Source organism: Capnocytophaga leadbetteri (assembly GCF_003054025.1).
Taxonomy (GTDB): domain Bacteria; phylum Bacteroidota; class Bacteroidia; order Flavobacteriales; family Flavobacteriaceae; genus Capnocytophaga; species Capnocytophaga leadbetteri.
In genome coordinates this window covers 123,181-136,102 of the sequence record NZ_QBKG01000005.1, presented here as the reverse complement: position 1 = coordinate 136,102, position 12,922 = coordinate 123,181, and the positions used below count along the sequence as shown (strand labels likewise).

8 protein-coding genes are annotated in these 12,922 nt (G+C 42.0%); 4 read left to right on the top strand and 4 right to left on the bottom strand.

Annotated elements, in window-relative coordinates; genetic code table 11:
* Window positions 1–139: 139 nt before the first annotated feature.
* From ung to purE, 4 genes are read right to left on the bottom strand one after another with little or no spacing between them, the layout of a single operon-like run.
* Complete coding sequence (ung, locus tag C8P65_RS06395; RefSeq protein ID WP_107782089.1) at window positions 140–805, bottom strand: uracil-DNA glycosylase; 666 nt, start codon at window positions 803–805, stop codon at window positions 140–142.
* The gene (locus C8P65_RS06390) at window positions 802–2,727 is read right to left on the bottom strand and encodes an amino acid ABC transporter substrate-binding protein (protein WP_107782088.1); all 1,926 of its coding nucleotides are present in this window, start codon (window positions 2,725–2,727) and stop codon (window positions 802–804) included. Before C8P65_RS06390 ends, ung begins: the two co-directional genes overlap by 4 nt.
* A gap of 54 nt (window positions 2,728–2,781) precedes the next feature.
* Entirely contained in the window at window positions 2,782–4,332 is a 1,551-nt protein-coding gene (guaA, locus tag C8P65_RS06385; RefSeq protein ID WP_107782087.1) for a glutamine-hydrolyzing GMP synthase, read from the bottom strand.
* Window positions 4,325–4,810, bottom strand: coding sequence for a 5-(carboxyamino)imidazole ribonucleotide mutase (gene purE / locus C8P65_RS06380; RefSeq protein WP_107782086.1), 486 nt, complete (start codon window positions 4,808–4,810; stop codon window positions 4,325–4,327). The genes guaA and purE overlap by 8 nt, the downstream gene beginning before the upstream one ends.
* Window positions 4,811–5,381: 571 nt before the next feature.
* Here purE and C8P65_RS06370 point away from each other — a divergent pair.
* The 4 genes from C8P65_RS06370 (at window position 5,382) to C8P65_RS06355 (ending at window position 12,922) form a co-directional block, all read left to right on the top strand.
* Window positions 5,382–6,998 carry a CTP synthase gene (locus tag C8P65_RS06370; protein WP_107782084.1) on the top strand — a complete coding sequence of 539 codons (1,617 nt, stop codon included), beginning with the start codon at window positions 5,382–5,384 and terminating at the stop codon, window positions 6,996–6,998.
* Between the two features lie 23 nt (window positions 6,999–7,021).
* On the top strand, window positions 7,022–8,842 hold the full coding sequence (gene yidC / locus C8P65_RS06365; RefSeq protein ID WP_107782083.1) for a membrane protein insertase YidC: 1,821 nt from the start codon (window positions 7,022–7,024) through the stop codon (window positions 8,840–8,842).
* 194 nt (window positions 8,843–9,036) lie between these two features.
* Window positions 9,037–10,980 (top strand): glucosamine-6-phosphate deaminase, encoded by a 1,944-nt coding sequence (gene nagB / locus C8P65_RS06360; RefSeq protein WP_107782082.1) that lies wholly within the window; start codon window positions 9,037–9,039, stop codon window positions 10,978–10,980.
* 184 nt (window positions 10,981–11,164) lie between these two features.
* Window positions 11,165–12,922 carry a hypothetical protein gene (locus tag C8P65_RS06355; protein ID WP_107782120.1) on the top strand — a complete coding sequence of 586 codons (1,758 nt, stop codon included), beginning with the start codon at window positions 11,165–11,167 and terminating at the stop codon, window positions 12,920–12,922.

Genomic DNA, 12,922 nt, shown 5'->3' with positions numbered 1-12,922 from the left:
GCCAATCCACCAATAAGGCAACACTACTAATAAGAAAGCTAGTAGCCAAAAACCCATCAGTAGCAATAATACAAAAAGTAAAAATCCAAGGAAAGGGAGCATCATAATTAGCAAATTAGTTAATTAGCGAATTAGTAAATTACCAGATAATTTCGTTTTTGCCGTTAGCCTTTAGGTAGGCATTGGCTTGGCTAAAATGTTTATTGCCAAACCAGTAACCGCGATTAGCACTTAGGGGCGAAGGGTGTCCTGCCGTTAATATACAATGCTTAGTAGGGTCTATAAGTTTAGCTTTTTCTTTAGCATAGCCACCCCAAAGCATAAATACTACGTGGTTGCAATGTGCTGATACCGCTTTTATCACTGCATCGGTAAAGGTCTCCCACCCTTGTTTTTGGTGACTGCCAGCACTATTAGCCCTTACAGTAAGGGTAGCATTGAGCAGTAATACCCCTTGTGAAGCCCAGCGCTCTAAGTTGCCGCTAAGAGGGTAGGGGACACCCAAATCGGTGTTGAGCTCTCTGAAAATATTGACCAATGAGGGAGGGTGCGGAATACCATCGTGCACAGAGAAGCACAATCCGTTGGCTTGCCCTTCTCCGTGGTAAGGGTCTTGCCCAATAATCACTACTTTTACCTCTGGTAGCGGACAATGGTTAAAAGCAGAAAATATTTGTTGCCCCTTAGGGTAACAAATATTTTCTGAGTATTCACGTTTTACGAACAGCACTAACTGCTCAAAATAAGGTTTGCTAAACTCTTCTTGCAATACCTCTTTCCAACTTTGATGAATACTTACCTTCATAATACCTGTTTTATTTCCATATTGTCGTATTGTACTATATACACGCCTTGGTTTTCGAAACCACCGCCTTTGTAGGCATTCTTAAAGTAAGCGAACTTGTTTTCTAAGAATGAAGTTTCGCCTATACGTGTACTTGCACTGTTGAAATTACCTGAAACACCTAAACGCAATACAGCGTCCATAGTTAGGTCGAAGCCTCTGATAGCGTATTTGCTAGGTAGTATACCATAGGTTTTTAGGTAGCGAGATGAGAAACTATCGCTGCCATTAGCATATTTATTCACCGTTGGGTAGGTGAAATGTAAATCAGATAGCTGATTGTTAGACAGGCTAGTAGAATCAAAAACAGAGCCGCGCTCTAAAGTAGTAAGTGTTATTTTAGGAGCCACATTGTTCTTTTTTACCTTTAGAGCATTGTGCAGTAGTCGTACTGCTAAAGATACATAGCCTATATCATTGGATTGTAGTACCACCACGTTCTCTTTGCTATAGTTGAGCGCATTGGCAAAACCATTAGCTGACATTTCGGTTACTACCTTAGCATTAGGGAAAGTACGCTCTAACTTCTCGCGTAGGGTAGCGTTTTTGCTGTCTGCCAAGATAATCATATTCTCATCAGCATACGTTTTGTTTAGATAGTTTATCATCTGCCCTTGTAGTGCGTCATCGCTAGGGAGTGTTTGGTATACATTGGAGTTTAGGGCAATATTTTTATTAGCTAAAGGAGCTAATAGCGCGGTATTACTATTGTTTAGCAAGCCAGCCAAGGCATTAAATGATTTGGTAGTGAAAGGGCCTATCACCAATTGTGAAGCCTGTACACTAGGATTGCTAGCTATTTTCTTTAGGTCGCCCTCGCTATCGAATACATTTACTTTGAATTTGTAGCCCATTTTCTGCAGAGAGTCTAAAGCTATTAGCGCTCCTGAATAGAAATCAGTTGCTACAGGGGTGATTTTGTTATCACTAAGGCGTGCTTTTAGCGCTTGGTTTTTGTCGCTACCACTGATATCTGATACTTTGAAAGGCAAAATGTACGAAATCTCTTTGACATTAGCTGGTGAGGAGGCAGAACGCAATGTACTGTTAGAGTTCTCAAAGCTGTAGTTCGTCATCGTGAAAGCACTACTCTTATAACGGTCGTAATTTTCCTTTGGCACCCATATTTGAGCATCTGTTTTTAGACCGTCTTTTAGCGCAGGGTTTAACTTGATAAGCTCAGCTTCTGAAAGCCCGAATTTGCGCTCTAAGCTGTAGAAGCCTTCTCCTTTTTCTACGAAGTAAAGCACTAAATCTTTATTGTTGCTTTCGGTAGTATTTGGAGTAGGTTCTGAACTATCTACGGCTGAGGCAGGTACCCATATCTCTTGCCCTTCTTTTAGGCTGTTAGGGTTGAAGCCTTTCTCTTTCTTGTTGATACGCTCTAACTCTTCTACACTTACATTGTGGTTTTTAGCTATTTTCCACAGTGTTTCTTGCGGTTTAACTACATAGCGTTTTTGTCCCTGAACACCTTTTTGTACCATTTCGGGGGTCTTGCTAAATAGCGGAATAGTTATGCGCTCATTTTCCATTAGCTCACGAGAGTAAAGCTCTAGGTTATAGCGCTTTAGATCGTCAATCGTGATGTTGTATTTTTGTGATAAACCAAAGAAAGTTTCCTTAGGTTGTACCACGTGAGAGGTGAACCCTACAGGACGCTGGGTGCTGTAGTGTTTCACTTTGCTAACTGGAATGTTGATGGTAGTACCTTTCTGTATACCATCTTTTACGCCAGGGTTGAGTTTTAAAATGTCAGCAGGCGAAAAACGGTAGATTTTGGCTACACTTTCGATGCTCTCATAGTTGCTCGCCGTATGCTTGGTTTGAGCATAACTAAAGGCGCAGCACAGTAGGGTGGTTAGTGTTAAAAAACGTTTCATAGTGATAATTAGGTAATTATGAATTCTAAATTCTGAATTATAAATTATAAAATGCTATTCCCATTCGATAGTGGCAGGCGGTTTAGAACTGATGTCGTACACCACACGATTTACGCCTTTCACCTTATTAATGATAGTATTAGACACTTTTTGCAGGAACTTGTAAGGTAGGTCTACCCAGTCGGCAGTCATACCATCTACGCTTTCTACGGCACGGAGAGCTACTACTTTTTCGTAGGTACGCTCATCGCCCATTACCCCTACGCTATTGATAGGAAGTAATATAGCTCCAGCTTGCCATACCTTATCATATAATTTTTCTTCTTTGAGGGCATCTATAAAAATAGCATCTACCTCTTGTAGTACAGCTACTTTTTCGGGGGTGATGTCGCCCAATATGCGTATAGCTAACCCAGGGCCTGGGAAAGGATGTCTGCCTAATAGTTCGGGGTCGATGCCTAAGGTGCGTCCTACGCGGCGCACTTCATCTTTGAAGAGCATTCGCAGGGGCTCTACTATCTTTAGCTTCATATAGTCGGGCAGCCCACCTACATTGTGATGCGATTTGATAGTAGCTGAAGGGCCTTTTACAGATAGCGATTCTATCACATCGGGGTAGATAGTACCTTGTCCTAACCATTTAGCATCGGTTATCTTATGGGCTTCATCGTCAAACACCTCTATAAATACACGTCCTATAGTTTTGCGCTTTTCTTCAGGGTCGGTTTTGCCTGCTAAAGCAGAAAGAAAACGCTCAGAAGCATCTACTCCTTTTACATTTAAGCCCATACCCTCGTACTGCTTGAGCACGTTAGCAAACTCGTTTTTGCGCAACAATCCGTTATTGACGAATATGCAGTGTAGCTGACTGCCGATAGCTTTGTGCAACAATACAGCAGCTACAGTGGAGTCTACCCCTCCTGAAAGCCCCAATATTACTTTTTCGCTCCCTACCTGCTCTTTGAGGTTAGCAACAGTCATTTCTACAAAGTTATCGGGTGTCCAATTAGGGGTGATATGTGCTATTTTGAATAGGAAGTTGCTCAATAGTTTAGTGCCATCTATAGAATGCGATACTTCGGGGTGGAACTGTATAGCATAAGTGTCTTCGCCCTCTATGCGGTAGGCAGCATTGGCTACATCGGCAGTGCTGGCTAAGCATATACCCCTTTCGGGTAGTTGTTTGATAGTATCGCTGTGGCTCATCCACACTTGGCTGCCCTGACTGATGCCCTCGAATAGAGGGTCGTTAGTTGGGTTGATATACGATAGGTGAGCGCGCCCATACTCTCTGATATTAGAAGGAGCTACCTCGCCACCGCCGAAGTGCGCTAAGTATTGTGCCCCGTAGCAAACAGCTAAAAGCGGTTTTTTGCCCTTGATAGCCGATAAGTCGGGGTGCAAGGCTTCGGCACTGCGCACTGAATAAGGAGAGCCCGAAAGAATGACAGCGGCAAAGCTATCGATGTCCTCAGGCAAGTGGTTGAAGGGGTGTATTTCGCAATACACATTAAGCTCTCTTACTCGTCTGGCTATTAGCTGGGTATATTGAGAGCCGAAGTCTAATATCAGTAGGCGTGCGCCCTGAAAGGTGTTATTATTCATCGTTAAGAGTTGCCGCAGCAGTTAGTACGGCTTGTTTTAAACTTTCTTTGTAATTGATAATTTTATCGAGTAAAGCAGGCTGCTGAGAAGCTAAAATTTGAGCCGCTAAGATACCTGCATTCTTAGCCCCATTGAGGGCAACGGTAGCTACAGGCACTCCGCTGGGCATCTGCAATATAGAGAGAACAGAGTCCCAACCATCTATAGAATTACTACTTTTTACAGGTACGCCTATGACAGGTAGAGGCGACATAGCGGCAAGCATACCAGGTAAGTGAGCAGCCCCCCCTGCTCCTGCTACAATGACATTGAAGCCCCTGCGATGCGCATTGGTGCCAAAATCCATTAGTTTTTCAGGAGTACGGTGTGCCGATACTATATCAACCACGGTTTCTATGCCGAAAGAACGGAGTATATCGACTGCCTCTTGCATCACGGGCAAGTCGCTTTTGCTCCCCATTACAACAGCTACTTTCATTTAGTATATAAATAATTTGCCGCAAAAGTAATACAAAAAAAATAAAAAAACAAATTATTTTTTGTTAGCTTTAGGAAGGGCTGAGAGGAATGGGAGGAATGGGAGTGCTGATAATAGCTTATTTTTCTGGTTTTGTTGCGGATTTGATAATAAGTTTTGTTGGGGCTTCCTGTATTCTTCCTATATCTATTATATATCCTTTCTGTACTGAAGATATAATTTCAGTATTTTTTGTTAAAAGTGAAAAATATTAGGAATTTTGCAGGTGGGACAAGAGGGACGGGTGGGACAAGTGAGGCAGGTGGGACGAGTGGGACAGGTGGGACGAGTGGGACAGGTGGGACGAGTGGGACAGGTGGGACGAGTGGGACAGGTGGGATGAGTGGGACAGGCGGGACGAGTGGGACAGGTGGGACGAGTGGGACAGGTGAGACGAGTGGGACAGGTGGGACGAGTGGGGCAGGTGGGATGAGGGGATTATGGGGAGAAAGAATAGGTGAACGAAGAGTTAATGATATTTATTTTTTGTAGTTTTGCTTTTTATTCGTAATTTTGCGGCAAAATAAATGAAATGGCAACTAAATATATATTTGTAACGGGAGGCGTTACGTCTTCTTTAGGCAAAGGTATTATCGCAGCCTCACTGGCTAAACTATTGCAGGCTCGTGGCTATAGGGTTACTATTCAGAAGTTTGACCCTTATATAAATGTAGACCCGGGGACTCTGAACCCTTACGAACACGGCGAGTGCTTCGTGACCGAAGACGGCGCTGAAACCGACCTTGACTTAGGACACTATGAACGTTTCCTAAATGTGCATACTTCGCAGGCTAACAACGTAACTACAGGACGTATCTACCAAAGTGTTATAGAAAAAGAAAGACGAGGCGAGTTTCTCGGTAAAACTGTACAGGTAGTACCCCACATTACCAACGAAATAAAAGAACGCATACAAATACTTGGCAAGACAGGCGAGTACGATATTGTTATCACCGAGATTGGTGGTACTGTAGGCGATATAGAATCACTACCTTATATAGAGTCGGTGCGCCAACTATTATGGGATTTGGGTGAGCATAACGGCATTGTTATTCACCTTACTTTAGTGCCTTATCTCGCTGCGGCTGGTGAGCTTAAAACAAAACCTACTCAGCACAGTGTGAAAATGCTGATGGAAAGCGGTATACAAGCCGATATATTGGTCTGCCGTACTGAACACGAACTTTCTGATGAGCTTCGCTATAAGTTAGCCCTCTTCTGCAACGTAAAACGCGAGGCGGTAATACAATCAATAGACGTTTCGACCATTTATGATGTACCTAACCGAATGCTTTTAGAAGGGCTTGATAAAGTAGCTCTTAAGAAGTTAGACCTCCCTTACAAAAATGACCCAGATTTGACCCAATGGAACGCTTTCTTGCAGCGATATAAAAACCCTAAACACCGCGTGAAAATAGGTTTGGTGGGTAAATATGTGGAGTTGCAAGATTCGTATAAATCAATCTTAGAGGCGTTTATACATTCGGGAGCCGCTAATGAGGTGCGTGTGGATGTAGAAAGCATTCACTCTGAACATATCAACGAGGAAAATATAGAAGCTAAATTAGGGCATTTGGACGCTGTATTAGTAGCCCCAGGTTTTGGAGGACGCGGTATAGAAGGCAAAATAAAAGCTATAGAGTACGTACGCGAACACAATATTCCTTTCTTAGGTATCTGCTTAGGTATGCAAATGGCGGTAATAGAATTTGCTCGCCACGTAGCAGGACTTAAAGGAGCTAACTCTACCGAAATGGACGAGCATACGCCTTACCCTGTGATTAGCCTAATGGAAAGTCAGAAGCAGATTACGCACAAAGGAGGTACGATGCGCTTAGGTGCTTGGGCTTGCGAGCTAACCAAAGGTAGCAAGATATATGAAGCATATGGCAAAGAACAGATTTCGGAACGCCACCGCCACCGCTATGAGTTTAACAGCGACTACCGCGAGACCTTAGAAAAAGCGGGACTACAATGCACAGGGATAAACCCTGATACGGGCTTAGTGGAAGTGGTAGAACTGCCTACTCACCCTTGGTTTGTAGGGGTACAGTACCACCCAGAGTACAAGAGTACGGTAGCTAATCCGCATCCGCTCTTTATTGCTTTTGTAAAAGCTGCTTTAAACAATAAATTGAAAAAGAACTAAAAAACGATAATTATTATATTTATATGGAAGAAAAAAAGTTTGACCTGAAAAGCATCATAGGCTTTGTGCTTATATTTATCTTGCTGCTATGGGTAATGAATAACAACCGCCCAACCCAAGAAGAGTTGGCAAAACGCAAAGCTGAACAAGAACAAGCCGCTGCTGCTAAGAACCCACAAAACAATACAGCAACTGCTGCTACGGCTGACTTAGGGGCTTTCGCTTATGGCAACGCTCAAGCAACTGCTAAAGACGGAGTGACCATAATTGAGAATAAAGATGTAAAGCTGACTATTAACAATAAAGGTGGAGACCTAAAAGAGGTATTACTCAAACAATTTAAGACGTATGAGTCGATGCCGGTGTACCTAATAAAAGATAAGAACGCTATTTTTGCTCTCAATTTTAAAACCACACAAGGGCAAGAACTCAATACCCAACAGTTGTATTTTGAGCCTTCACTAAGTCAGAAAGACGGAAAGCAGCTCCTTTCGATGAAGGTCAAAACAGGCGAAAACAGCTATTTAGAATATGTGTATACGCTGCCAGCAGAGGGCTATATGGTAGATGTAGCGGTGCGCAGTCAGGGGCTTTCGGGAGTGCTAAACACTCAAAACCCTATAGAGTTAGTATGGGGACTGAAAGCACGCCGTATGGAAAAGAGCGTAACCTATGAAAACCGCTATACCCAATCGGCTATTAGGTATGCTGACGACAAAATAAACCGTATGAGCCAAGGAGGTAATAGCGGTACTAAAGAAGAGCAAGTGAGCTGGGTAGCCTATAAACAACACCTATTTACTTCGGTACTCATTTCGGACAGCGCTTTTGCTAATGGCGACTTTCTGTCGTATAACATCGCTAATGAAGAGAGCAAAGATGTGAAATACACTAAAAACCTTAAAAGTACTTTTCCGCTCAAGACTAAAGGTGGTGAGCTAAGCGAATCGTTGCACTTCTATTTTGGTCCTAGTGACTACAATGTACTAAAACAATATAATGATAAATATGAGCTTACAGAACTCATTCCTTTAGGATGGGGTATCTTTGGTTGGTTGAACAAGTGGCTCTTTATACCGCTGTACAACTTCCTTGCTAACTATTTTTCAGTAGGTTTGGTAATTATACTAATGACTATTATAGTGCGCTTATTACTATCGCCTATAGTGTACAAATCGTATGTATCGCAAGCTAAAATGAAGGTGCTACGCCCTGAGATAGAAGAGATTAACAAGAAATACGAAGAGCCGATGAAACGCCAACAAGAAACAATGGCACTCTACAGCAAGGCGGGTGTAAACCCTATGAGTGGCTGTATTCCTGCCCTCTTGCAGTTGCCGGTGTTCTTAGCCCTCTTCAACTTTTTCCCTACTGAATTTGGGCTTCGCCAAAAGAGTTTCTTATGGGCAGAAGACCTTTCGTCATACGATGCGATATTTGAGTTGCCATTCTCAATTCCTTTCTACGGCAGCCACGTGAGTCTGTTCCCGTTATTGGCTTCAGTAGCTATTTTTATCTACTCAATGATGACAATGGCACAGACGGTACAACCACAGCAACCAGGTATGCCTAATATGAAGTTCTTGATTTACTTATCGCCTGTGATGATGTTGTTCTTCTTTAACAACTACGCCAGCGGACTCAGCTTGTACTACTTTGTGTCTAACTTGCTGACTATCCTTATTATGTTGGCTATTAAGCATTGGATTCTTGACGAAAAGAAGATACACGCACAGATACAAGAAAACAAGATGAAGCCTAAGAAAGAAAGCAAATTTCAGGCTAAGATGCGTGAGATGATGGAGCAGGCAGAAGCTCAGAGAAAAGCGCAACAAAGAAAATAATAGCCAGAGGCGAAAGACGAAAGGCGAATGCGAAAAACTAAAGACGAAATACGAAAAAGAATTGCTCGTATTTCGTCTTTTGTGTTTCGTATTTAAAATGTGATAAATAATTCTTAAAATTATTTGCTTAATTCATAAAAGTATTGTACTTTTGCCGTGTCAAAACTTGTAATAAAAAAATCATTATCAACAAAATGAGAACACATATTAAAAAAGAAGTGTCATCGATTGCTCATCACCCAGCAGGGTCTGTTGAGGAAACTCGTTTTGAGAAGATAGACAATGTAATCTTCTCTAATTCTGTAACTGCTTCTGTGAGTGTGGCTCGCGAAATAGCCGACCTCATTAGAAAAAAACAACAAGAGGGAAAACCTTGCGTATTAGGTTTAGCCACAGGTTCTTCGCCAGTGAAAGTGTATGACGAATTGGTACGTATGCACAAAGAAGAAGGGCTTAGCTTTAAAAATGTTATTACCTTTAACTTGGACGAGTATTATCCTATGGAAAAACAAGATATCCAAAGTTATTGGTACTTTATGCACGAACATCTGTTCAACCATATTGATATTCCTAAAGAAAATATCAATATACCTGATGGAACCGTTTCGCACGAAGAATTGCAAGCTTATTGTGCAGGTTATGATAAAAAAATAGAAGAATGTGGCGGTATTGACTTCCAGCTTTTGGGTATAGGTCGTACAGGTCACATTGGTTTTAATGAGCCAGGCTCTAACCGCAATTCAGGAACCCGTATCATCACCCTTGACCATATTACTCGCTCTGATGCTGCTGAAACTTTTCACGGTATAGACAATGTGCCACGTCAGGCTATCACTATGGGTATTCGCACAGTGATGAAAGCGCGCCGTATTGTACTATTGGCGTGGGGAAGCAGCAAAGCTTCTATCGTAGCGAAAGCAGTAGAAGGTGATATTACTTCGGAAGTGCCTTCATCTTACCTACAATTGCACGAAAATACTACTTTTGTGCTTGACGCAGAAGCGGCTTCAGCTCTTACTCGTATCAACACTCCTTGGCTCGTGACTGATGTACAATGGAACGAAGACCTTAAAGCTAAAGCTATCGTATGGCTATGCGAGCACTTGGGCAAAACGATACTTAAACTTACCGACTCTGACTACAACGAAAACGGTATGTCTAAACTTCTTGCGGAATCAGGCCCAGCTTACGATTTGAATATTGCGATGTTTAACCGCCTACAACACACTATCACCGGTTGGCCAGGAGGTAAACCTAATGCTGATGATACTAACCGCCCTGAACGCGAACACCCACACAAAAAACGCGTTATTATCTTCAGTCCGCACCCTGATGATGACGTTATCTCAATGGGAGGTACTTTTGACCGTTTGGTATCACAAGGACACGAAGTACACATCGCTTACCAAACTTCAGGTAACTTTGCCGTATCAGACCACGAAGCGTTGAAATTTGCTGAAGTGTTTAAAGATATAGTAAAAGAAAACAAAGGTGAAGTAGCTGTACTTGATGAGATTATCAGCAATATTACTAATAAGAAATCTAATGAAATAGATACTTTATTAGTACGCCAACTAAAAGGTAATATACGTCGCCACGAATCATTGGCAGCTACTCGTTACGAAGGCGTACCTGATAAACACGTACACTTCCTTAACTTGCCTTTCTACGAAACAGGAGGCGTGAAGAAAAACCCTATAGGTGAGGCAGATATCAACATTATAATGAACCTTATAGAAGAGGTAAAACCACACCAAATATATGCAGCTGGTGACCTTGCTGACCCGCACGGTACTCATAAAGTGTGCTTAGACGCTATTTTTGCAGCGCTTAAGAACTTGAAACACAAGGATTATATGAAAGACTGCTGGGTATGGTTATACCGCGGCGCTTGGCACGAATGGGATATACACGAAATAGAAATGGCAGTGCCTATGAGTCCGGCGCAAGTGCTTAAGAAACGTCAGGCTATCTTCTTCCACCAATCGCAAAAAGATGGTGCGATGTTTCAAGGAGATGACTTGCGTGAGTTCTGGCAACGTGCAGAAGCGCGTAATAGCCAAACGGCGCAACGCTATCGCAATTTAGGTTTGGCAGATTATGAAGCTATAGAAGCGTTTAAACGATACTTTTTCTAATTTGACAATTATAGATGAGATAAAAAAGGCAGTGCAGTGATGTGCTGTCTTTTTTTGTTTATAAAAATAAAATTTTAGTGGCTATAGTTGTAGAAGTGAAAAATATTCGTACTTTTGCGAATTGATTAACTTAAAATCAGTAATAACTAAAAAAACTTACTATAATAAAAATAATTTAAAAACGATGAGAAAAACTTTTTTTAATTTAGGTATTCTTGCTCTTTTATCAACATCGGTGGGAGCGCAAGTGAAGGACATTAGCTTTGCAGTAGCCCCTACAGGTGATTATGTATGGTGGCAAAAGAAAACCGCTATCACTAATGGCTTTATGGCAGGTGGCTATGTAGGCTTCGGCTTCGGTAGAAATATAGAATTATTGGGTTCGTATAGACAAGCAATGGGAATGAAATCGACCCTTGCGGGTTATGACGCTCCTACTGCTATTAGCAATGCTTTTGAAGCTAAAGATGTGGCAGTACACAGATGGGGAGGCGAACTGAAAGGGAATATACCCTTAGCGTACTCTTTTCAGCCTTATGTTACTTTAGGGTCAGGAGTGCAGACTATTAAAGCTAATGACTTAAGCCAAGACCAAGTGTATTTTGGGCTAGGATTAGGGGCTAAGTTTAACCTTGCCCGTCGCCTTACGCTGAACGTACAAGCTAAAGCAACTCGTTTTAGCTTTGACCCTAGCAACGTGCTTTATAAACCTACAGAAGCTAATACTTCTGCTTATAACACTTGGATAGATAATAACGTAGAAGAGGAAAATCATTTAGCGTGGAGTGTAGGCGCAGGGCTACAGCTTTACTTAGGAGGTCGCAACCCTAATCAGCTGACAGCCTTAGACCAAGCGTATACTAACTTGAAGAGCTTTAAGGTGGTAATAGAGCCTACTTTGGGTTACTTAAACTTCAATAACGATAGTAATCTACGCGATGCTTACTTTGGAGGTTTGGCATTAGGGGTAGACTTTACTGAATACATAGGTATTAGAGGGTATTACTACCGTGCTATGACTGATGAAAAGCTCTCTGCTAATTTTGAAAACCTATCAATATACGGAGGTGATTTCTTAGCACGCCTAAATGTAGCTAGTGGCGTAGTGCCTTACGTACAAATAGGTGCTGGTTATATGAAGATAGGCGATAATTATGTAGGCAAAGTAGCAAGTGTAGCTAATAAATCGGGTATTTTTGCTAAAGGAGGGGTAGGTTTGGCTATACCTTTAGGCAAACGCGTAGAGCTTTTTGGCGTTGCTAACTTGCTTTACACGACCCATAACGAAGATGTAAGTACCGCATTGAGCTCTGTGAACAAACTAAAAAGCAATGTATTTTACAATGCAGGGCTACGTATTAAATTGGCTAAGTCAGTAGAGAGAGAGTTATACGAGCAACAGTTGGGTGCTGCTGAAGCTGCTACTGTTCCGGTTTCGGTAACTACCACCTCTGCAACTACAACAAATGCGGCTTCTACTGTTTCGCCTGAAAAACGAAACTTAGCTTACTACAATAGCCAAATAACTGCTGTAGAAAAACAAATACAGTTGGCTTACCAAAACGGTGATACCGCTAATGCTAACCGTCTGCTAAAAGAAAAACAACAATGGGAAGACTTAAGAAATACATACGTAGCAGAACATTTGCCTTACCCAGTAGCAGAACAAGTGCGCTTAGTGCGTATGACGCCTGAAGAGCTACAACAGCTTATTGATAGTGTAGTGAAAAACATTAGAGAAGGCGAAGGTAAAACACCAGAACAGCGCATAGACCGTTTAGAAAAATTGCTTTTAGAAACCCAAGCAGCGAGAGAAGAAGTGCAAAAGGCAAAAGACGAATTGCAAAAAACGACTGACGAAGTGCAAAAAGCAAAAGATGAATTGCAAAAAACGACAGACGAAATACAAAAGGCAAAAGTTGGTGCGCCAGCAGCGAAATAA